Source organism: Burkholderia sp. NFPP32 (assembly GCF_900119325.1).
Classification (GTDB): Bacteria; Pseudomonadota; Gammaproteobacteria; order Burkholderiales; family Burkholderiaceae; genus Burkholderia; species Burkholderia pyrrocinia_C.
In genome coordinates this window covers 123,131-144,240 of record NZ_FPJP01000002.1, presented here as the reverse complement: position 1 = coordinate 144,240, position 21,110 = coordinate 123,131, and the positions used below count along the sequence as shown (strand labels likewise).

The following is a 21,110-nucleotide window of genomic DNA, read 5'->3' as shown; positions in this document are numbered from 1 at the left end:
ATTCTCGGTCCGGACACCGCCCCAGGCCCGCATCGGGCATGTTGCTTGCTGATACCACCATGCTCGCTCGGCACGCTCGACGACAATGCCGGATGGCCGACAAGCGGCACGATGCCGCGCGACGGGAGCCGGCGCGATGCAAGGATGCAATGAGGACCCTGAACCGTGAGCTGTTACGGCAGGGTGCATGGGTCATGCTGGCCGTCGGGCTGGCGTCCGCGCTGCAGGCGTGGGCGATTCGCGTCGTCGGCGAGCACGCGCCAATTGCGCCGCTGCCTTTCTATGCGGCCGTTGCGGCTGCTGCGTGGCTGACGTCATTCGGCGGCGGCCTGGCCGCGACCGTTGCGAGCGTGGCCGTGATCGGCATGCTGTGGTGGCGCGATGCGCCGCTGGCCACATTGTTCGCGCAGGCCGGCACGTTCGTCGCGATCGGCTTCGTCGAGTGCGTGCTCGTGACGGCCGTGAAGCCATTGCTCGCGAACGATCGTCCGCGTCCGCGCGAAATCGATGACGACGGCCACGGCAATGCCCGCTCGCCGCGCCGCGAGCCCGCGCCCGCCGCGCGCGCGCCTGACGACAGCCAGCTGCGCCGTGTGGTCGACGCGTCACCCGATGCGATCGTCGGGGTCGACGCCGCGCGGCGAATCACCAGCTGGAATCCGGCCGCGTGGCGGATCTTCGGGATCGACGCGGCGCAGGCGACCGGGCGCGACATCGTTTCGATGATCGCGCCGCGCTGGTTGCGGCGGCATCCGGTGCCCGCATCGTTCGCGAACCTGCATGCGCCTGTCGGGCCGCTCGACGTGCTGTGCGTGCGCGGCGACGGCGGCCGCTTTCGTGCGACCTTTGCCGCGTCGCCGATCATCGATGCGCAGGGCAACTGCACGGGCCTGTCGATGACGCTGAGCGAAGCGCGCGAACGCCGCCGCGACGAGCGGCGCGATCTGCGTTCGCTGCGCGGCGCGCGCGACGCGCGTGCGCAGGCCGACTCGTCGAACCGGCTGAAGGACGAACTGCTGGCCACGGTTTCGCACGAGCTGCGCACGCCGGTGAACGTGATCTACGGCTGGGTCGAGGTGCTGCGCAACGTCGACGGGCAGGGTTTCGCGCAACAGGCGATCGACGCGATCGATCGCAGCGCGCGATCGCTGTCTCACATGGTCGGCGACCTGCTCGACGCATCGTCGCTCGCGACGGGCCGGCTGCGCCTCGAACACGTGCCGGTCGATCTCGTGCGCGTCGTGGGCGACGCCATGCGCGAACTCGACGCGACGGCACGGGCGAACGGGCTCGTGCTGTCGACGGAGTACTCGATGCCGACCTGCGTGATTTCGGCGGACGGCGAGCGCGTGCGCCAGATCCTGTCGAACCTGCTGTCCAACGCGATCAAGTTCACGCCGCCGGGCGGGCGCATCACCGTGTCGCTGACGCGAGCGGGCGAGCGCGTGCGGCTGTCGGTCGCCGATACGGGGCAAGGCATTGCGGCGGAATACCTGCCGCACCTGTTCGAGACGTTCAGCCGGCCCGAAGGCGCGTTCGCTTCGCCGAAACGCGGCCTCGGGCTCGGCCTGTCGATCGTGCGCAACATCGCGCAACTGCACGGCGGCGACGTCGTCGCAACGAGTGCCGGCACCGGACGCGGGACGACCGTGACGGTCACGCTGCCGGCCGGCTGGGACGCAGACGATCCGGTCGCACAACCGGTGCGCACGACGGGCCGGCCGGCCGCGGCCGCGCTCGACGGCCGGCGCGTGCTCGTCGTCGACGACGACGCGACGTCGCGCGCCAGCCTCGCCGCGGCACTCGAAACGATGGGCGCGCAGGTATCGACCGCGCAGTCGGGGCACGATGCGCTCGACGTGGTGGAACGGCATCCGCCGAGCGTCGTGTTGTCGGATCTCGCGATGCCCGACGGCGACGGCTTCTGGCTGCTCGACCGCATTCGGCATTTGCCGGGCGGCGGCGGACACCTGCCGGTCGTCGCGGTCACCGCGCACGCCGGCAAGGCCGACCGTCACCGCGTGCTGGCCGCCGGTTTCGACGCATATCTGTGCAAGCCGGTCGACATGCCGACGCTGGCGAGCGTGATCGTCGACGTCGCGCCGGACGATTCACGCGACGGGAAAGTGCGCGACCGGTAGCAGCGGATACAGCGGGCGCATGGAGCAACGGCGCAGGACCGATTTCCTTACGTCGGCCGAGCGTCCCGAGTGACGGAAAACGCGCGGCCGGCCCGCTCCGTCTCGCATACGGAGGTCCCCGGATGAAAACGAACCGGATGAACCGGGACGAACGCCGGCCGGCGGCAGGCGCGCTGGCCGCCGCCGGCGCACTGGCGTTCGCGCTCTCGCACGCGCAGGCGCCGCCTGCTTCTTCGGTGCAGGTCGCGCCGGGCGTCGTCAGCCCCGGCCCGACCGCCGACGAGGCCGCCATGACGCAGCGGCCGACCGGCATCGATGCCGAATTCGTCGACAAGGCCGCGATGCTCGGCAAGGTCGAGCGACAGGCCAGCCAGCTCGCGCTCGACCGCTCGTCGAACCCGGACGTAAAGGCATTCGCGCGCCGGATGATCGACGATCTCACGCGCATCGCCGCCGAATTGCGGCAGCTTGGCGCGCAAAAGGGCGTACCGGTCCAGACGCGGATGCTAGTCGATCCGGCAGTGACGGCATTGCGAACGAAGGATGGCCGCGCGTTCGACACGGCCTATGTCGCGCTGGCGGGCCCGCGCGCGCACGAGGCGGCGATCCGGCTCTACGAAGCCGAGGCGCGCAACGGCCGCGATCCGCAGCTTCGCGCATTCGCGGCCCGCGCGCTGCCGACGCTGAACGCGCATCTGGCCGCCGCGCGGCGGCTCGCGCAGACGGTGGCGGCCGCGCACTGAATCGCGTTGCAGCCGGCCGATTTCAACGCCTGCGCCGGCCGTCGTCTTCGGGGCCGCCCGGCGACGCCTCGTAAGGCGGCGAGTCGAGCGCCGTTTCGCCTTCCTCGATCAGCCAGTACGGCGCACTGCCGTAGTACGCATGCAGCGCCTCGGCCCAGTCCGGATCGGCCATGGCCGGCCAGCGGTTCCTGTCGAAGCCGGGTGCTTCGCGCACCTGCTCGGCGGCAACGGGCAGCACGAAGCATTTGCGCTCGACGTCGAGTATCAGCGCGTTCCATGGCACCGCGAGCAGCTTGTCGCCGCTCCCGCTCCCGCCGCGCGACGCGACGACTGCATATGCGATCCGGCCGGAACGCACGTCGAGCATGATGTCGGTGACCTTGCCGATGTCGTCGCCGTCCACCGTCAGCACGCGATCGCCTTCGAGCGTGCGGGCGGCCATCACGTCGGGCCCCGGCCCACCCGCGTGCGGGCGGCGGCCGGCGCCGACGATGCGCGCGGCGTCGCGCGACGGTTTGTCCGTTGTCATCGAAAACCTCCTGGTCGAAACGGCAACCCGGCGCACGCGCGAAACGCGTGCGTGTGCGCGTCGCACCCGGGCAGCGGGCCGTCGTGCGGAACGAGGGAGCGCGCGTGTGTCAGCGCCGACGCGGCAGCGACACGTCCTCGAGCGTATTGGCGAGCTCGTCGCGCTCAGGGCCGCCCGCGCGCGTTGCGATGTCGCCGAGCGACACGATGCCGACGAGCCGCAGGCTGCGGTCGAGCACCGGCAGCCGATGCAACTGCACGTCGGCCATCCGCTGCTGGACATCACCGACGCCGTCGTCCTCGACGCACCACTGCACGGGTGCGGATGCGACCGCCAGCACGGGCGTATCGGACGAATGGCCGTGCGACAGCGCCCGCACCGCGAGGTCGCGGTCGGTCACGATCGCGACGAGTTCGGTGCCGTCGCAAACGGGCAGCACGCCGATATCGAAGCGCTGCATCAGTTCGGCCGCATGGCGAATCGTATCGGTCGGCGCGACGCACACCACGTCGCGCGACATGATCTCGTTGACGCGATACATGAAGCCTCCTTCGTGAGCGAATCGATTCGGGAGCAGATACCGTGCCGCGCGCGCTCCGCGCACGCCGGCCCTTGTCGGCCGGACGACGGAGAAATTTGCCAGCCCGCTTGTACATCTTCCACGGCGGCAGTCGCGAACGGGCGGCAAGCGATGTCAGTGGCCGATGCCGGTCATCGCGACGATCGCGAGCACCACGGCGCTTTCGATCGCCGCCAGCGTCGCGACGCCGGCGGCGCCGCTGATTTCATGCCATCGGCGTTCAAGGATCTTCATCAGATCGCTCCGGATTTCGCCGGCCCGCCGATGCGCCGCAGCGCATCGTGAGCCGGGTGCCGCCGTCAGCCGTGATCGCGGGGCGGGGAAGGGACGTGCGGCGCACGACGTTCGTGCTTGCCGGACGGCTTGGCGGGGTCGATACGCGTCGCACCGCCGACGGCGGGCGGATCGCTGGCCGGGAACGTCTCCTCGAGCCCTTCGTCGATGCGCTCCTCCGTCTTGTCTTCGGGCGGCGGGCGGGACGTGGCGAGCCTGAGCAGGCCGGCAGCCGGTGACACGGCGTCGCGGCGGCCGGGGGCGTGAACGTTCATGGTCGAACCTCCTTGTTCGTTGATGCGGGCGCAAGCGCCGTGCCTGCGCGGCATCGGCGGCACGACGCTTGCACGCCGGGGGACGCCGGCCGGTGCGACGGGCATGACCCGCGCGCCGTCGACCTGGACGAGAGGACATCGTGATGAATGCAACCAAGGAAAGGATACGTTACGACGCAAACGTATGCGGCGGCGATTTCGGCCACGTACGCGAGCGGTTCGACGCGTGGAAGCGCGAATCGCTGGTCTATCGGCCCGAACGACGCATGTTCGACGGCAAGGACGAAGTGCGCGAACTGAACGACGTCGTCTACGACGGTCCCGAACGCGCGCAGCGGGCGCTCGTCGCGCAATGCTCGCCGTCCGATCCGTTCGCGCTCGCGGTGCGGCTGATCGCGGAAGGGCGCACGATGTGGCTGGTGATGGCGGCCTACGACGACTGACCGCACGGCAGCGTCAGGCCGGATCGGGCAACGGGCACGCCGCTTGCGCACGGCCGCAGCGCCATCGAGATGTGCGCCGTCGCGCAGGAGTGACATGAAGACGCCATTCACGCTGCACCGCCCCGAACCGACACCTGACGTCGACCCCGATCCGACGCAGCCCGGGCACGACGATCCCGTCGATCCGCCCGTGCCCGAGGGGTTGCCGCACGGCGATCCGCCGTCGCACCCGCCGCCGATACGGATGCCGGGCGGGCGCGGTGCGGTGCGCCGCAACCGGCCGCACGACCACTGAAAGGAGGACCATCATGGACATTCACGTGCAATCGCCAGACAAGCGCGCGATCGCTCAGGTGCTGGGCCGCTATTTCGAATCGCGCTCGTTGCGTTATCACATCGAGGAATTGCCGGGCGGCGTGCTGCATATCGGCTTTCGCGCCAGCGGCCGCCCGGTCGCCGTCACCGTATCGTTCGACGATGCTGCATACGACACCTATACGCACTGGGATACCAGCCAGAAACAGCTCGCGCTCGGGCGGCTCGCGGACGGCTTCTCGCGGATGATGTCGACGCGTAGCCCGGCCGCGCTGGCCGGCGACTATCACGTCGAGCGTTTCTGATCCGGCAACGCTTCACCCATCCATTCCGGAAAGCGGCAAAGTGCCCGCGCGCAGCGGGCGCTTTGCGTCTGCGCGCGCGTCGCGTAGGATGTCCGTTAATTCAGCGCACGCTACGTTCGTGCCGCAGGCTGCCCTGCCAGCCGCTGCAGCCGAAGAGGCTGCGCTGCGCTTTTCCTCAGGTTCGTTTCGCGCAACCGACGGAGACCGCCTTGATGACTGTTGCCCGCCCGTTACTGTCACCCGGCGCACGCCGGTTCGTATCCGGCTTGTCGGCATGCGCGGCGCTTGCCGCGGCCGGCGCCCGCGACGCGTCGGCCCAGACACCTTCGCCGCTCGGCGAGTGGCAATACTCGGCAGGCGTGCCGCTCGAGAAACTGTTCGATCCGACCGTCTCCACCTGGCAGGTCAGCGTCGGCGCCGCGATGACGCTGCAGCCGCGCTATGCGGGCTCCGACCGCTATCGCGTGATGGGCGGCCCGAATCTCGACATCCGCTATCGCGACCTGTTCTTCCTGTCGACGGGCGAAGGGCTGGGCGCGAACGTGCTGCGCGGGCCGAACTGGCGCGTGAGCCTGTCGGTCGGTTATGACCTCGGGCGCCGCTCGGCCGACGATCTCGGCCACCTGAACGGCCTCGACAACATCAACGCGGCGCCCGTGATGAAGCTGGCGGCCGATTACGTGATCTCGAAGGAATTCCCGCTCGTGCTGCGCGCGGATGTCCGCCGCAGCATCGGCGGCTCGAACGGCTGGACCGGCGATTTCTCCGCATACATGCCGATGCCCGGCAGTAACGAAAACTTCTTCTGGTTCGCGGGGCCGACCGTCTCGTTCGCCGACTCGCGCTACATGAACAGCTGGTTCGGCGTGAGCCAGGGTGCCGCCGCTCGCTCGGGGCTGCCGGCTTATTCGTCGGGCGCGGGGATCAAGTCGGCTGGCCTGGGCGTGACGATGGTCTGGTTCGTGAACAAGCACTGGTTCGTGACGATGGACGGCGCGATCGAGCAGCTCGTCGGCCGCGCGGCGCGCAGCCCGATCACGCAGCAGTCGACCAACGGCGTGTTCGACATGTCGGTGAATTACCAGTTCTGATCCAGGTGTCTGGCCGGGCGGCGGCGTGCGGCAATTCCCATCACATTTGATATGATTCCGACCTGTACAAACGTACAGTGATCGATTCCCGTGACGCCTGCTTCGCCGACGCCCCCGGCGTTTTACTACCTGACCAATTTCGAACGCGCGCTGGCCTGGCTCGGCGAGCGTTACGACGATCTGCTCGACCATCGGGAGCAGGCGTTCGTTCGCGATTTTGCGTCGCTGCCGCAGGCGTCGCGCGCGCTGCTGGTGCGGATGCTGATGCGCAGCGGGTCCGACTTCCGCGCAAGCAAGCTCGCGTACGACGAAATCGGCTGCACGCTCGATGCGGCCGCGCCGCTCGTCGCGCTCGGCTGGGTCGATCCGGCGCCCGCGCTGACGCTCGACGAGCTGTTCGCGCTGTCGACCAAGGCCGACCTGCTGCGCATCTTCCCGTCGCTGGCCGCGCATGCGGGCGAGCGCAAGCCCGAATGGCTCGAACGGCTGCGGCCCGCGCACGATGCCGCGCAGCCGCTCGACGCGTGGTGTGCGCAGGCGGGCGACCGCGTGCTGCGCGTGACGGTCGGTGCGCTGTGCGACCGGCTGCGCCTGATGTTCTTCGGCAATCTGCATCAGGACTGGAGCGAATTCGTCCTCGCCGATCTCGGCGTGTTCCAGTACGAAAGCGTGCCGATTGCGCCGTCGTCGCGCGCGTTCCAGCAGCGCGGCGACGTCGACGCGTATCTCGCGCTGCAGATGTGCCGCGACGCGCTCGACGCGTGGCCCGACGATCTGCCGTTCGACGACCTGCTGCGCGCGATCGACGCGGTGGGCTGTGCGCAGCCGTGGCTCGCGACGCGTCGCGCGAAGCTGCTGTTCGCGCTCGGGCAGACCTGCGAGCGCCGCGCCGACTGGGCCGCCGCGCTCGACGCTTACACGCGCAGCGCATGGCCCGGCAGCCGCCATCGGCGCATCCGCGTGCTCGAGCGCTGCGGGCGCGACGACGACGCGCTCGCACTGGCGCTCGATGCGCGCGGCGGTTTCGAGAGCGACGAGGAGCGCCAGCGCGTCGAGCGCATGCTGCCACGCCTGCAGCGCCGCGTCGGCCAGCGCGTCGAACGCGCGGCCGCCGCGCCGGACGTGCCGCGCGAGACGCTCGTGCTGGCGCGCCCCGACGCGTTCGTCAGCGTCGAATTCGCGGTGCGCGACCATCTCGCGCAGCCGGCGTCGACGGTCCATTACGTCGAAAACACGCTGATCAATTCGCTGTTCGGGCTGCTGTGCTGGGAGCCCGTGTTCGCAGCCGTGCCCGGCGCGTTCTTCCACCCGTTCCAGCGCGGCCCGGCCGACCTGCACGCGCCCGATTTCGCTGCACGCCGCGCGGACGCGTTCGCCGCCTGTTTCGCGCAGCTCGATTCGGGCGCGTATCGCGACACGATCCGCCGGCATTACTCGACGAAGGCGGGGCTGCAGTCGCCGTTCGTGTTCTGGGGCGTGCTGACGGACGAACTGCTCGACGAGGCGCTCGCGTGCCTGCCGCCCGAGCACCTGCGGCTGTGGTTCGCACGCCTGCTCGCGGATATCCGCGGCAACCGCTCGGGGCTGCCCGATCTCGTCCGCTTCTGGCCCGGCGAGCGCCGCTATGAACTGATCGAGGTGAAGGGCCCGGGAGACCGGCTGCAGGACAACCAGACGCGCTGGCTCGCCTACTGCGTCGCGCACGGCATGCCGGTGCGCGTCGTCGATGTCGAGTGGGCCGGCGCGGGCGGCGCGCAAGCTGACGCGGCGAGGCTGTCCGCGTGAGCTACGTCGTCGCGGTGCGGGCAATGTGCGAGTTCACCGCGCGGCGCGGCGATCTCGACCTGCGCTTCACGCCTGCGCCGACCGCGCTCGAAGGCATCGCCGGCCACGGCGCGGTCACGTCGAACCGGGGCGCGCGCTACGAAACCGAGATCGCGCTGACGGGCACGTGGGGCACGCTCACCGTGCGCGGTCGCGCGGACGGTTACGATCCCGTGGCGAACCGCATCGAGGAAATCAAGACCTATCGCGGCAGCCTCGACGCGATGCCGGCGAACCACCGCGCACTGCACTGGGCGCAGGCGAAGGTCTATGCGCACCTGATGTGCGACGCGCGTGGCCTCGCGGAAATCGACGTCGCGCTCGTGTATTTCGACATCGTGTCCGAGCGCGAGACCGTGCTGACTGAAACGCTGGACGCGCACACGCTCGCAGCGTTCTTTGCCGAGCAGTGCGCATGCTTCGTCGGCTGGGCCGAGCGCGAGACGGCCCATCGCGCGGCGCGCGATGCGGCGCTGCGCGCGCTCGCGTTTCCGCATGGGCAGTTCCGCAGCGGCCAGCGCGAGCTGGCGGTCGCCGTCTATCGCGCGGCGCGCGACGAGCGCTGCCTGATGGCGCAGGCGCCGACCGGCATCGGCAAGACGCTCGGCACCGTGTTCCCGCTGCTGAAGGCGTGCGGCGAGGGTGAGCTCGACCACGTGTTCTTCCTCACCGCGAAAACGCCCGGACGCGCGCTCGCGCTCGAAGCGGCGACGACGCTCGGCGCCGGCACGCCCGCGCTGCCGCTGCGCGTGCTGGAGCTCGTTGCCCGCGACAAGGCGTGCGAGCATCCGGACAAAGCGTGCCACGGCGAGTCGTGCCCGCTCGCGCAAGGTTTCTACGACCGGCTGCCGGCCGCGCGCGACGCGGCGATCGGTGCCGGGCTGCTCGATCGCGATACCGTGCGCGCGGCCGCGCTCGCGCACGACGTCTGCCCGTACTACCTCGCGCAGGAGCTCGCGCGCTGGTCGGACATGATGATCGGCGACTACAACTACTACTACGACGGCAGCGCGATGCTGCACACGCTCGCGCAGCAGAACCAGTGGCGCGTCGGCGTGCTCGTCGACGAAGCGCACAACCTGTTGGACCGTGCGCGCAAGATGTACAGCGCGTCGCTCGATCCGTTCGCGTTCGCGGCCGCGCGCGAAGCCGCGCCCGCGGCGCTGCGCAAGGCGTTCGACCGGCTCGCCCGCGCATGGGGCACGGTCAATCGCGCGCAGGCCGAGCGCTATGCGGCGTATCCGGACATTCCGGGCCCGATCGTGTCGGCCGTGCAGAATCTCGTCGCGGCGATCGGCGAGCACCTGACCGACGCGCCGCGCGCGAACGGCGACGCGCTGCTGCGCTTTCATTTCGAGGCGATCCAGTTCGGCGTGCTCGCCGAAGCCTTCGACAGCGCGTCGATCTTCGACGCGACGCTGCACGGCGAGCCGATGCCGCGCCAGCCGGCGCTCGACGGCGTCGCGTCGGCCAGCCGGCGGCGCCGCGTTCAGTCGACGCTGTGCGTGCGCAACGTGATCCCGGCCGGATTTCTCGCGCCGCGCTACGAAGCCGCGCGCGCGACCGTGCTGTTCTCGGGCACGCTGAGCCCGTTCCATTTCTACCGCGACACGCTCGGGCTTCCCGGCGATACGGGCTGGCTCGACGTCGACGGGCCGTTCCGCGCCGAGCAACTGACGGTGCGCGTCGCGAGCCACGTGTCGACACGCTGGCGCGACCGCGACCGTTCGCTCGAACCGATCGCCGACCTGATCGCCGCGCAATACGCGACGCGGCCAGGCAACTACCTTGGTTTCCTGAGCAGCTTCGACTACCTGGGGCGCGTGGTCGCGCTGATGCAGACGCGCCATCCGGACGTGCCGGTATGGGCGCAGGCGCCCGGCATGGCCGAAAGCGAGCGCGATGCGTTTCTCGCACGCTTCGACGCGGGCGGGCGCGGCGTCGGCTTCGCGGTGCTGGGCGGCGCGTTCTCGGAAGGCGTGGACCTGGTCGGCGAACGGCTGATCGGCGCATTCATCGCGACGCTCGGGTTGCCGCAGGTCAACGATGTCAACGAGCAGATGCGGCGCGCGATGGACGCGCGCTTCGGCAACGGCTACGACTACATGTACCTGTATCCGGGCTTGCAGAAGGTCGTGCAGGCGGCCGGGCGCGTGATCCGCACCGAGCACGACGAAGGCGTCGTGCATCTGATCGACGATCGTTACCGGCGGCGGGAAGTGCGCGATCTGCTGCCGCGGTGGTGGCGGATCGGGTGAAGGAGAGGTTGCCCGGCCGGCAGACTGCCGGTTGCAGCGCAGAAGCGTTATCCGTTCGTTGCGTAGCGGTGTAGCGGGCGTCGCCCTGGGCGGGGCACTACAGCACGTTCAGCATCGCCAGCGCGGCCTCCTGCAGGTGCGGCAGTACGCGCCGCACGGCAGCATCGGTCGTCTCCGTGCCGATCGGCATGTTCGTGCTCAGCGCGGCGACGACTTCGCCGTGACGATTCTTCAGCGGCACCGCGATCCCGCGCACGCCAACCTGCAGTTGCTGCTCGATCGCCGCGAAACCGGCGTCGCGCGCGTGGTCGACCTGTTCGAGCAGGCGCGCCTTGTTGGTGATCGTGTGCGGCGTGAATGGCGGCAGTTCGGTGTCGTCGAGCCATGCACGCACAGCCTCGCGATCCGGATGATGGGCGAGCAGCACGACGCCCGGCGACGTCAGCGGCGCCGGCACGCGCGCGCCGAGCACGAAGCCGGTCGTCATCACGCGCGACACGCCGTTGCGCGCGATGAACACGAGTTCCCAACCGTCGAGCACGCTCACGTAAGCCGATTCGTTCAACGACGCGCTCAGTTGCTGCAGATACGGCTGGACCGTGCGCGGCAGCCGCGCCGAGTCGAAGTACGACCAGCCGACCCGCAGCACGCGCGGCGTCAGGCCGTACAGCTTGCCGTCGGTGTAGACGTAGCCGAGCGATTCGAGCGTCAGCAGGTAGCGCCGCGCGGCCGTGCGCGTGAGGCCGGTCCGCGCGGCGGCCTGCGTGGGCGTCATGCGCGCGTGCTGGCTGTCGAATGCTTCCAGGATCATCAGGCCTTTTTCGAGGCCGGCAATCCAGTCGCGTCGGTCGAGTTCGGGCTTTTTCATCGTCGGGAAGCGGTGCCGTCATGCGCGGTGATCGCGCGGGAGTGGGCGATTATCGCGCAGATCGAACAGGCTGCGGGCACGCAGCCGGTCGCATGGTTCGGGCTTGTATGATTCGGCGCAGGATTCTCGGCACGAGCGTGGGGAAATGAGCGTCGACAACAACCGAATCACGCGCCATCTCGCATACTGCGCCGTGGCGCTGGCGCTGGCGGCATTGCCCGCGCATGCGCAGGCAGCGCCGGCCACGCCGGATGCGTGGGCGCTGGCCGTCAAGGAGACTATCGGAACACGGTTGATCGCGCCGACTGGCCCCGGTCATCCACAGTCTGGATAGAATCGCCGGTCCGACTGGAACAAAAAATGAAAATTCGCGAATCCGCTCTCGCCGTGCTCGTCGCGGCCATGCCGCTGCTTGCCGCGGCGAACCCTTCGACGGGCGCGGCACTCCCGAAGCCAACCGTCGACATCCGCGCATGGCCACGCATGCCGTCGCCGGCATTCGGCTGCACCCTCGAAAAGACTTTCGACTATCGCGACAAGCGCTTCAATTGCATGCTGAAGAAGTACCGGAATACCGGCGACGCGTGCAGGAACACGACCGCATATTACGAAGGCCCCGCATTCCCCGACCGGCTCGCGGCCCGCGTGCATCCGCTCGCGACGAAAGTCGACCTGGACTGGGAGCATGGCGACCTGCAGATGGTCACAGTGATGCTGAAGGGAACCTGGAACGAAGCGGACGTGCGCAAGGCGTTCGGGTTGCCGCGCGCGGAAGGGCGCAAGCTGACCGAGGCGGAACTGCGCAAGCAGCCGGCCAACCTGATGGACACGAGCATCCAGTATCCGTCGAGCCCGGCCGACGACGGCCTTGGCAGGCGGCCGAGCGATCCCGCGCACGGGACGACCGCCGTGATGCTTTACGGCTTCGACCACATGGGAGCGGGCGACGTCGAGTGCGGGGAGGGAGAGTAACGCCTGGAAGCGAAGCGGCGATCCTTCAACGCGCGCCGCTTGCCGGGCAGTCTGCCGACGCCGGCCGGGGAAGGAGGGAGGACGGATGCGGCGCCGACTTCACGCGAGCCGCACCCGCCGGAGCGGCATTATTCGCTGCTCGTCCACTCGACGTTCGCGCCGACCGAGCGCAGGTTCTCGACGAAATGCGGATGCGCGCGGCGGATCGGCAGCGCGTTCATGATTTCCGAGCGGCCTTCGATGCTCGCGGCCACCATCAGCAGCGCGATCGCGACGCGGATGATGTACGGGCTCTCGACGCGCGCCGGCGTCAGTTGCAGCCCGCCGAACGTGATCAGCCGGTGCGGATCCGACAGCAGCACGTGCGCGCCGAACTTCGACAGTTCGCCGGACCAGCCGAGCGCACCGTCGTAGACCTTGTTCCAGAACATCGCGCTGCCTTCCGCACGCACGCCGAGCGCGATGAAGATCGGCAGCAGGTCGACCGGCAGGTACGGCCACGGCGCGGCTTCGACCTTGGTCAGGATGTTCTGCGTGAACGGCCGGCGCACGCGCAGCGGGCCATCGCGTTCCGCGCGCGACCAGCCGTCGCGGTGCGTGACGTTGACGCCGAACTTCGCGAACGTGCGGTCGATCAGCGGGAAATGCTCGGGCGACGAGTTGCGCACGGTGATGTCGCCGCCCGTGATCGCGCCGAGCGCGAGGAACGTCGCGATCTCGTGGAAATCCTCGGCGAAGCGGAATTCGCCGCCGCCGAGCTTGCCGCCGCCCGTCACGCAGAGCCGCGACGTGCCGATGCCTTCGATCGTGACGCCGATCATCGCGAGGAACTGGCAGAACTCCTGCACGTGCGGCTCGGACGCCGCGTTCATCAGCGTCGACGTGCCGTTCGCCGCCGTCGCGCACAGCGCGAAGTTCTCGGTGGTCGTCACCGACGCGTAGTCGAACCAGTGATCGTTGGCCGTCAGCGGGCCGTCGGTGCGAACGATCAGCGAATCGGGCGTGCGCTCGATGTGCGCGCCGAAGCGCTCGAACACCTCGACGTGCGGATCGATCTCGCGCACGCCGAGCGTGCAGCCTTTCACGTCGTTCTCGAGGCGCGCGACGCCGAAGCGCGCGAGCAGCGGCGGAATCAGCATGATCGACGAGCGCATCGCCTCGGGCAGCCGGTGGACGGCCGGATCGAACTTCGTGTTGCGATGGTGGAGTTCGAGCAGGCCGGTCGTGAAGTCGACCGACACGTCGCTGCCGAGCGTGCGGAAGATGTCGAGGATCTTGCGCACGTCGGTGATGTCCGGCACGCCGACAAGGCGCAGCGGCTGATCGGTCAACAGGGTGGCGCACAGGATCGGCAGGACGGCGTTCTTGTTCGCGGACGGCTTGATGTCCCCGCGCAGCGGAGTGCCGCCGTGGACGATGAGATTCGACATGATATGGGGGCGTATCGGTGACTGACGTAGGCCCATATGATGCCATTGGTCGGCGGGCGGCGTGGAATGTTCAGCGGGGAAAAGGGGAATCGCCGCGCGTGATTGACGGTGTTTGACGTTGGGCGGGGGACCGCCGTTCGGCCGGCGGCCGATGCGGAGAAATGGCCGGCCGCGGATCGGGCCGGCCACGCGCTCACTTCGTCACTGCGCCGCGCGCATCCGCGCGGCAACCACCAGCGAGATCAGGCAGCCCGCCGCGAGATAACCGGCGACGAGGTGCCACGAGCCACCGGCGAGACTGACCAAGCCGACCGCGATGAACGGCGTGAACCCGCCGCCGACGACGCTCGCGAACTGGTAGCCGACGCCCGCGCCGCTATAGCGGTATTCGGCGCCGAACAGCTCGGTGAACAGCGGCTGCTGGACGCTCACGACCATGTCGTGCGCGGCGTTCGCGAGCAGGATCGAGAAGATCACGATCCACGCGATCGACCGCGCCTCCAGCGCGATGAAGAACGGCACCGCGGATGCAAGGCCGATCAGCGCGCCGATCAGGTAGATGCGGCGCAGGCCGTAGCGGTCGGCCAGCCACGCGAAGCACGGGATCGTCACGCAGCTCACCGCACCGACCAGCAGGCCGACGTTCAGGAACAGGTCGCGCGACATGCCGAGGTTCGTCGTCGAATAGCTGAGCGCGAACGCGGTGACGATATACATCGTGAACAGTTCGGCGAGACGCAGCGCGACGATCAGCAGGAACGCCTTCGGATGGCGCGTCAGCGCTTCCAGCACCGGCAGGCGCAGCTTGCGGTTGCCGTGCTCGACCTTCTCGACGAACTCCTGCGATTCGTCCATGCTCTTGCGCACCCACAGCCCGACCAGCACGAGCACGATGCTGAACACGAACGGCAGGCGCCAGCCCCACGACTTGAACGCGGCTTCGCCGAGCGTGTGGCTCAGGATCGACACGATGCCCGTGGCCAGCACGAGCCCGACGCCGTAGCCGACCTGCACGCCGCTGCTGTAGAACGCCTTCTTTTGCTTCGGCGCGCTCTCGACGGCCATCAGCGCCGCGCCGCCCCATTCGCCGCCGACCGCGAAACCCTGGATCGCACGCATCAGCACCAGCAGCACCGGCGCCCACCAGCCGATGGTCGCGAAGGTCGGCAGCAGGCCGATCGCGACCGTCGACAGCCCCATCAGCATCACCGTCAGCACCAGCATCCGCTTGCGGCCGAGCCGGTCGCCGTAGTGGCCGAACACGACGCCGCCGAGCGGCCGGAACAGGAAGCCGACGCCGAACGTCGCGAACGCCGCGAGCGTGCCCATCGTCGGGCTGACTTTCGGGAAGAACTCGGAATTGAATACCAGCGCGGCGACGATCCCGTACAGCAGGAAGTCGTACCAGTCGACGACGGCGCCGACGAAGCTGCCGAGCGCGGCCTTGCGGGCCTGGCTGCGCGCGCGGCTGCCGGCGGCGACGTCGAGGGTGTCGAAGGTTGGGGTCATGGCGGTGTCTCCTGGTACGGCGCATCGTGGAATCGTGGCGGCGCCGCGTCCGATGCTGCATTGAAGTCGATGAGTGAACGGAGAATAGGGTGCGCGCCGCACGGCGGCAATTGGCCAATCGGGCAAAGTGCGCGATTATCGTTCAATATCGTGCGATTATCGAACGCTTTTCGGGTTTGCACTAGGCGGCGCGACGATATCCCGTTCGGCCAGGGTGTGCCGTCGTGAACGATCTGGTTAAAATCTGCAGCATGAAAACTCGCCCGCTCGGGGCGGATGCCCGGTCGCCACATCGGCCGCGCATGCCGCCCGCGCGGGGCGCCATCCCCCTCGACCGCATGCCCCCGGAGACTGGAATGCCCGGCAATTCCCACCCCCTGTCCAGCGATACGCCGTCCGTCGTCGATCCGGTCGCCAATCCGCTCGGGATGGCCGGCCTCGAATTCGTCGAATTCGCGGCGCCCGTGCCGGAAGCGCTCGCGCAACGCTTCGAGCAGCTCGGGTTCAAGGCGATCGCGCGGCATGTCAGCAAGAACGTCACGCTGTACCGGCAAGGGCAGATGCATTTCCTGATCAACGCCGAGCCCGATTCGTTCGCCGCACGCTATGCGGAGGAATACGGGATGGGCGTCTGCGCGATCGGCTTGCGCGTGGCGAATGCCCGGCGCGCGTTCGAGCGCGCGATCCAGCTCGGCGCGTGGGCGTTCGAAGGCGAAAAGGTCGGTGTCGGCGAGTTGAAGATCCCGGCGATCCAGGGCATCGGCGATTCGCACCTGTATTTCGTCGACCGCTGGCGCGGGCGGAACGGCCAGCGCGGCGGGGTCGGCGACATCTCGATCTTCGACATCGATTTCCGGCCGATCGACATCGCGACCGCACACACCGATCTCGACTGCGCGGGCGTCGGCCTGCAGCAGGTCGACCACTTCACGCAAACCGTCGGCGCAGGCCGCATGCAGGAGTGGCTGGATTTCTACCACGACCTGCTGCATTTTCGCGAGATCCACCAGATCGACGCGCACTGGCATGTGTCGGAGGAATCGCGCGTGATGGTGTCGCCGTGCGGCGCGGTGCGGATTCCGGTCTACGAGGAAGGCACGCGGCGTACCGAGCTGATGCACGCGTATCTGCCCGACCATCCGGGCGAGGGCGTCCAGCACGTCGCATTGTCGACTGACGACATCCTGTCATGCGTCGATGCGCTGCGCGCGAACGGCGTCGAATTCATCGAGCCGCCCGCACGCTATTACGACGACGTCGATGCGCGGCTGCCCGGGCACGGCGTCGATCTCGACGCGCTGCGCAGCCGCGCGGTGCTGGTCGACGGCGAGATCGGCAGCGACGGCGTGCCGCGCCTGTTCTTCCAGACCTTCGTCAAGCGCCGGCCCGGCGAGATCTTCTTCGAGATCGTGCAGCGCAAGGGGCACCACGGGTTTGGCGAAGGGAACCTCGCGGCACTCGCCCGCGCGCGCGACGCGGGCTGAGCGGCTCGCGGCGGCCGTCAAACCTCACGCGGCACTTCCCGCCCCGAGCTTGCGGCTCTGGCGACGCATGCCGTCGAAGATCGCGTCCGCCACGTCCGCCGGAAAATTCGCCGGGATCTGCGCCGCGACTTCGGCAATCGCGGGTTCCGTGCGCGCGGCGACAGCCGCCATCGCCACGCGCACGTCGTCTTCGGTCAGGCCGACGCGCCGCCCCTGCGCGATCCAGTGACGCGGCTGGATCTCGCCGATCACGTAGTGCCGGTTCTTCCCGCACACGGCCATCGCGAGCCGCGCGCGGCGCGGCGGCAACTGGTTGCGGCGTGTACCGATGATCGGATGCGCGGACAGCACGTCGTACAGCGGCGTGCTGCGGTACGTATTGCCGGGCAGGTGCGCGATGCTGAAGTTCTTCGCGTGGCCGTCGATCGCCGCCAGCACCCAGAACACGAGCTGTGCGACGAAGAAATTCATCCTGTCGTGCGCGGCGTCGGTCGAATTCGCGAGGATGCCCATGATCGTATCGATGCCGGGGCCGCCGTCGGATTCGTATTTCGCGCCGGACGGCGTGCCGGTCGCCTGGCACATGTCCTCCTGCGGCAGTCGCAGGATCCACGTGCCGTCACGCGAAGGACGCCGGTCGAAGCGCTCGACGATCAGCGCTTTCTGGTCGTCGAACCTGCCGATCTCGCACGGCGCGACCGGCAGGCCGTATGCGGCGACGAGCTTCGAGCACAGCCATTCGTTCTCGACGGACGTCCGCATGTCGGCCTGCATGTTCCCGACGCGCCCGAGCGGCAGCTTGAAAATGTGTGTCGTCGGCGTGCTGCCCGACGGCCGCAACCAGCGGTTTCCCTGACGCAGCAATGCGGTCTTTTCCTGCGCGCCGGCGATCGACAGGCGCAGGTCGCCGTCCGGCTCCGCGCGGCCGGGCAGCGGAGCGGCGGTCGCGTGGCGCAGCACGTCGGCGACGGCTGCGTCGTCGAGCGCCACGCCGTCGATCGTCTCGAGGTCAACGGGCATTTCGCCGGGCGGCAGCATCTGGATCGCGCCGACGCAATCCCGGCCGATCGACGCGAGCAGTTCGAACGGTGCCGTCGATCCGAGCCGGTAACGCTGCGCGATGCGGCGGCGGATCGGCTCGCTGTCCGGCAGCAGGTTGTCGAAGTAGTCGGCGACGATCGCGCCCTGGTGCGGCTGGTTGCCGGGCGTAAAGGGCAGCGACAGCGATAGCGGCCGCCCCTGGGGATCGTCGAGCCAGCCCGGCAGGTAGACGAGGCGCTCGACGCCGCGCCGGATTTCCCAATAGCCGACCGGAATGCCGTTCATCCACAGGTCGAGCCGGTCGTGGCGGGCGCGTGACGCCATCGTCACCAGTCCTCCCGTTTCGAGACCCGTGGCTTGCCCGGCGCTGCTGTCGCCGGCCGCTTGCGCGCGGCGCCGGTCGTGGTTTTGGTTTGAGCTTTTGCTGCCGTTGCGCCGCGCGCCGGGTCCGGCATGCGCTTTTTCGCGGCCGGCTTGGGAGCCGCCGGCCGTGCATCGGTACTGGCTGGTCCCGCCGATTCGTCCTGCGCGCCCAGGTCGAGCGTCATACGAACGCCAAGCGTGTTCAGCACCTTGAAAAGCCGTTCGATGCTCACCGCCGACGGATTGGCTTCGAGCTGCGCATAGGATTGCTGCGTGACGCCCAGGCGGGCGGCCAATTGCGCCTGCGTGAGCCCCGCGGATTTCCGGAAACCGACGAGTATCGGGCGCAACTGGGTCAGGGTCTGGACAGGAAAGGCCATCGGGCGCTCCGCAGGATGACAGGCGATCGTTTGTAATCTGAAAATACAGTCTATGGCATGTATTGTAAAAATACAAACCTGAGGCTGTATTTCGTGAAAACAAGCGATCGCCTGTTACGCGAAAACCGGACCAACCCTCCTGCCGGCACCGCGATCCCGCAGCCGGCCGTATTGATTCGATCGTCGACGGGCTGGTTGGCAACCCAGGCTCGGCCTATTCATCGCCAACCGGGCGCGCGATGGAGGCAAGGAGGGGCCAGCGCGCGCTTCGATTCCACACGCCACACTGATCTTCGGCCATCTCGACATTATAGAAATAATGTCAAATAAATAGACTGCAATAATTAGATATTTAACGGTTTACGTTATATTATTTACGAAATTCCCGACGAAACCACACCATGTCCGATCTCGCCGCCGCCGAACCCCGCCTGACCGCCGAAATCGAGCGCCTCAAGGCCGACTTCCCGAAAACCCGCGAGCTATACCGCGAGGTCTGCGCGCTGCTGTTCTTCCGTTTCGGCATCACGCCTACCGCGAACCGCCTGTACCAGCTCGTCCGCAAGGGCAGCATGAGCACGCCGACGGCTGTCCTCGGCGAGTTCTGGGCCGAGCTGCGGGAAAAGAGTCGCGTGCGGATCGAACATCCCGGCCTGCCGGCCGATCTGCAGGCGGCAGCCGGCGAGCTGGTCGCGGCGTTGTGGAATCGTTCGAGCACCGACGCGGCCGCCGCGCTCGACGTACTGCGCGCGGAAGTCGAAGCCGAACGAACGGCGGCGAAAACGGAAGTCGCTACGCTGCAGGCCGAGCTGGCCCGCACCGAAACCGCGCTCGAACAACGCACGGCCGCGCTGCTGGCCGCGCAGGTGCGCATCCAGGAACTGGAGCAGGCGAGGGCGGCCGACGACGCATCGAGGCGCGCGATGCAAGCGGAGATCGAACGCCTGAAAGCCGACAACGCGGAAGGCGACCGCGCACTTGCGCAGGCGCGTGCGGATTTCACGACTCAACTTGACCGGCTGCGCGACGACGCAGGCCGGGCCGAGGAACGCTTGCGCGCATCGGAGAAGCGGGCGCTTCAGGAGATCGATCGCGAACGGCTCGCCGCCGCACGGCTGCAAAAGGAACTCGACGCGACGGCATCGCGCGCCGAGCAGCGCGATGCGCAGCAGCGGAAGGATGTCGCCGCGCTGCAGGCGCAACTCGGCGATGCACTGCATCGATGCGGGGTGCTTCAGGGGCAGCTCGACGGCGCGCAGGCGACCGATGCGGCGCGCGCCAAGGAACTCGATGCGTTGAGGCGGGAGATGACGGTGCTCGCGCGCCGGGCACCGGTGCGCGGCACGAAGACGGCTCCGGCCGCGCAGCGAAGCGAGCGGCGGGCGCGCACGAGGAAACGCGCCGACGAAGCGGCGCGCTGACGGCGGTCGATTGTCCGGTCGCGATCGGGTAAAGTGCCGCTCAACATGTCGGTCCGGCGTTGCTAGACGACCGGTCTAATCGTTGCTACCATACGCCATCATGAATGCATCTTCAGGCGCGGAAGTCCGCCAGCACATCCTGAACATCGCGAAGCCGATCATGCTCCACAAGGGGTTCTCGGCGGTCGGTCTGAACGAGATTCTCGCTGCGGCGGGCATCCCGAAGGGCTCGTTCTACCATTACTTCGGCTCGAAAGAAGCATTCGGCGAGGCACTGCTCGAAGCGTATTTCGAAGGTTATCTCGCGCATCTCGACAACCTGCTCAAGCATCAGACCGGCACGGGCGCCGAACGCCTGATGACGTACTGGGGCAACTGGCTGCACACGCAATGCGCGGACGATCCGGAGGGCAAGTGCCTCGCGGTGAAGCTCGGCGCGGAAGTGTCGGACCTGTCGGAAGCGATGCGCGCGGTGCTGCGGCGTGGCACGAGCCAGATCATCGAACGGCTCGCGGGCGGCATCGAGGCAGGGCTTGCCGATGGCTCGCTGCGTGCGGTCGACGATCCGCCGCACACGGCCGCGATCCTTTACGAGCTGTGGCTTGGCGCAACGCTGCTGGAAAAGATTCACCGCAACCGCAAACCGCTCGAAAGGGCGATGATCGAAACGCGGCGCATGCTGAACCTGCCGCCGGCCGCGCATGACGGAGCGCAGTCGTAACCCGGGCGCGCATCGGCGCGCCTTGTTTTTGCCCCGATTCTAGACGACTGGTCTACTTATCCGCGCATGACGAATACCTCGCTCCGCGTTACGCTGTCCCGATTGTTCCAACCGCACGCGTGCAACCACGCCGGCCTGACCGCC

Annotated in this window: 21 protein-coding genes; 13 read left to right on the top strand and 8 right to left on the bottom strand. The window is 68.4% G+C overall.

What is annotated here, in order from left to right; translation table 11 throughout:
- The first annotated feature begins 149 nt into the window (after positions 1 to 149).
- Together BT264_RS04965 and BT264_RS04960 are read left to right on the top strand one after the other, a co-directional pair.
- Entirely contained in the window at positions 150 to 2,141 is a 1,992-nt protein-coding gene (locus BT264_RS04965; RefSeq protein ID WP_072436928.1) for a hybrid sensor histidine kinase/response regulator, read from the top strand.
- A 122-nt stretch (positions 2,142 to 2,263) separates the two neighbouring features.
- Positions 2,264 to 2,884, top strand: a complete 621-nt coding sequence (locus tag BT264_RS04960; RefSeq protein WP_072436782.1) for a DUF4142 domain-containing protein — start codon at positions 2,264 to 2,266, stop codon at positions 2,882 to 2,884.
- Between the two features lie 22 nt (positions 2,885 to 2,906).
- Here BT264_RS04960 and BT264_RS04955 read toward each other — a convergent pair whose 3' ends face one another.
- The 3 genes from BT264_RS04955 to BT264_RS04945 all read right to left on the bottom strand — a co-directional run bounded on the left by BT264_RS04955 (position 2,907) and on the right by BT264_RS04945 (position 4,541).
- Positions 2,907 to 3,413, bottom strand: a complete 507-nt coding sequence (locus tag BT264_RS04955) for a PRC-barrel domain-containing protein (protein WP_072436783.1) — start codon at positions 3,411 to 3,413, stop codon at positions 2,907 to 2,909.
- A gap of 109 nt (positions 3,414 to 3,522) precedes the next feature.
- A complete protein-coding gene (locus tag BT264_RS04950; protein ID WP_034179547.1) occupies positions 3,523 to 3,954 on the bottom strand; it encodes a CBS domain-containing protein in 432 nt (143 codons plus the stop codon).
- A gap of 338 nt (positions 3,955 to 4,292) precedes the next feature.
- Entirely contained in the window at positions 4,293 to 4,541 is a 249-nt protein-coding gene (locus BT264_RS04945; protein WP_072436784.1) for a hypothetical protein, read from the bottom strand.
- 143 nt (positions 4,542 to 4,684) lie between these two features.
- Between BT264_RS04945 and BT264_RS04940 the strand changes: the two genes are divergently transcribed.
- The 6 genes from BT264_RS04940 to BT264_RS04915 all read left to right on the top strand — a co-directional run bounded on the left by BT264_RS04940 (position 4,685) and on the right by BT264_RS04915 (position 10,777).
- Positions 4,685 to 4,984 (top strand): hypothetical protein, encoded by a 300-nt coding sequence (locus BT264_RS04940; protein ID WP_072436785.1) that lies wholly within the window; start codon positions 4,685 to 4,687, stop codon positions 4,982 to 4,984.
- A gap of 94 nt (positions 4,985 to 5,078) precedes the next feature.
- Positions 5,079 to 5,279 carry a hypothetical protein gene (locus BT264_RS04935; RefSeq protein WP_072436786.1) on the top strand — a complete coding sequence of 67 codons (201 nt, stop codon included), beginning with the start codon at positions 5,079 to 5,081 and terminating at the stop codon, positions 5,277 to 5,279.
- Positions 5,280 to 5,292: 13 nt separating this feature from the next.
- Positions 5,293 to 5,604: an ATP-binding protein gene (locus tag BT264_RS04930; protein WP_072436787.1), complete on the top strand. Its 312-nt coding sequence runs from the start codon at positions 5,293 to 5,295 to the stop codon at positions 5,602 to 5,604.
- A 212-nt stretch (positions 5,605 to 5,816) separates the two neighbouring features.
- Positions 5,817 to 6,695 (top strand): MipA/OmpV family protein, encoded by an 879-nt coding sequence (locus BT264_RS04925; protein ID WP_072436788.1) that lies wholly within the window; start codon positions 5,817 to 5,819, stop codon positions 6,693 to 6,695.
- Positions 6,696 to 6,785: 90 nt separating this feature from the next.
- The gene (locus BT264_RS04920; protein WP_072436789.1) at positions 6,786 to 8,480 is read left to right on the top strand and encodes a VRR-NUC domain-containing protein; all 1,695 of its coding nucleotides are present in this window, start codon (positions 6,786 to 6,788) and stop codon (positions 8,478 to 8,480) included.
- Positions 8,477 to 10,777, top strand: coding sequence for an ATP-dependent DNA helicase (locus BT264_RS04915; protein ID WP_072436790.1), 2,301 nt, complete (start codon positions 8,477 to 8,479; stop codon positions 10,775 to 10,777). Before BT264_RS04920 ends, BT264_RS04915 begins: the two co-directional genes overlap by 4 nt.
- A gap of 97 nt (positions 10,778 to 10,874) precedes the next feature.
- Here the strand turns inward: BT264_RS04915 and BT264_RS04910 are convergent, their stop codons facing one another.
- Positions 10,875 to 11,645, bottom strand: coding sequence for an IclR family transcriptional regulator domain-containing protein (locus tag BT264_RS04910; RefSeq protein WP_072436791.1), 771 nt, complete (start codon positions 11,643 to 11,645; stop codon positions 10,875 to 10,877).
- A 145-nt stretch (positions 11,646 to 11,790) separates the two neighbouring features.
- Between BT264_RS04910 and BT264_RS37870 the strand changes: the two genes are divergently transcribed.
- The gene (locus tag BT264_RS37870) at positions 11,791 to 11,979 is read left to right on the top strand and encodes a hypothetical protein (protein ID WP_143155685.1); all 189 of its coding nucleotides are present in this window, start codon (positions 11,791 to 11,793) and stop codon (positions 11,977 to 11,979) included.
- Between the two features lie 26 nt (positions 11,980 to 12,005).
- On the top strand, positions 12,006 to 12,617 hold the full coding sequence (locus BT264_RS04905; protein WP_072436792.1) for a hypothetical protein: 612 nt from the start codon (positions 12,006 to 12,008) through the stop codon (positions 12,615 to 12,617).
- Between the two features lie 128 nt (positions 12,618 to 12,745).
- Here BT264_RS04905 and BT264_RS04900 read toward each other — a convergent pair whose 3' ends face one another.
- Entirely contained in the window at positions 12,746 to 14,047 is a 1,302-nt protein-coding gene (locus BT264_RS04900) for a UDP-N-acetylglucosamine 1-carboxyvinyltransferase (protein WP_034179537.1), read from the bottom strand.
- Between the two features lie 201 nt (positions 14,048 to 14,248).
- Positions 14,249 to 15,556: a shikimate transporter gene (gene shiA / locus BT264_RS04895; protein ID WP_072436793.1), complete on the bottom strand. Its 1,308-nt coding sequence runs from the start codon at positions 15,554 to 15,556 to the stop codon at positions 14,249 to 14,251.
- A 356-nt stretch (positions 15,557 to 15,912) separates the two neighbouring features.
- On the opposite strand from shiA, the gene BT264_RS04885 reads away from it, so the two are divergent.
- The gene (locus BT264_RS04885) at positions 15,913 to 17,040 is read left to right on the top strand and encodes a 4-hydroxyphenylpyruvate dioxygenase family protein (RefSeq protein ID WP_072436794.1); all 1,128 of its coding nucleotides are present in this window, start codon (positions 15,913 to 15,915) and stop codon (positions 17,038 to 17,040) included.
- Positions 17,041 to 17,064: 24 nt separating this feature from the next.
- Here BT264_RS04885 and BT264_RS04880 read toward each other — a convergent pair whose 3' ends face one another.
- Positions 17,065 to 18,405 (bottom strand): type II toxin-antitoxin system HipA family toxin, encoded by a 1,341-nt coding sequence (locus BT264_RS04880; RefSeq protein WP_072436795.1) that lies wholly within the window; start codon positions 18,403 to 18,405, stop codon positions 17,065 to 17,067.
- Positions 18,406 to 18,407: 2 nt separating this feature from the next.
- The gene (locus BT264_RS04875; protein WP_072436796.1) at positions 18,408 to 18,824 is read right to left on the bottom strand and encodes a helix-turn-helix domain-containing protein; all 417 of its coding nucleotides are present in this window, start codon (positions 18,822 to 18,824) and stop codon (positions 18,408 to 18,410) included.
- Between the two features lie 401 nt (positions 18,825 to 19,225).
- Between BT264_RS04875 and BT264_RS04870 the strand changes: the two genes are divergently transcribed.
- A complete protein-coding gene (locus BT264_RS04870) occupies positions 19,226 to 20,245 on the top strand; it encodes a DNA-binding protein (RefSeq protein ID WP_072436797.1) in 1,020 nt (339 codons plus the stop codon).
- 100 nt (positions 20,246 to 20,345) lie between these two features.
- Entirely contained in the window at positions 20,346 to 20,966 is a 621-nt protein-coding gene (locus tag BT264_RS04865; RefSeq protein WP_072436798.1) for a TetR/AcrR family transcriptional regulator, read from the top strand.
- Positions 20,967 to 21,110: the final 144 nt, after the last annotated feature.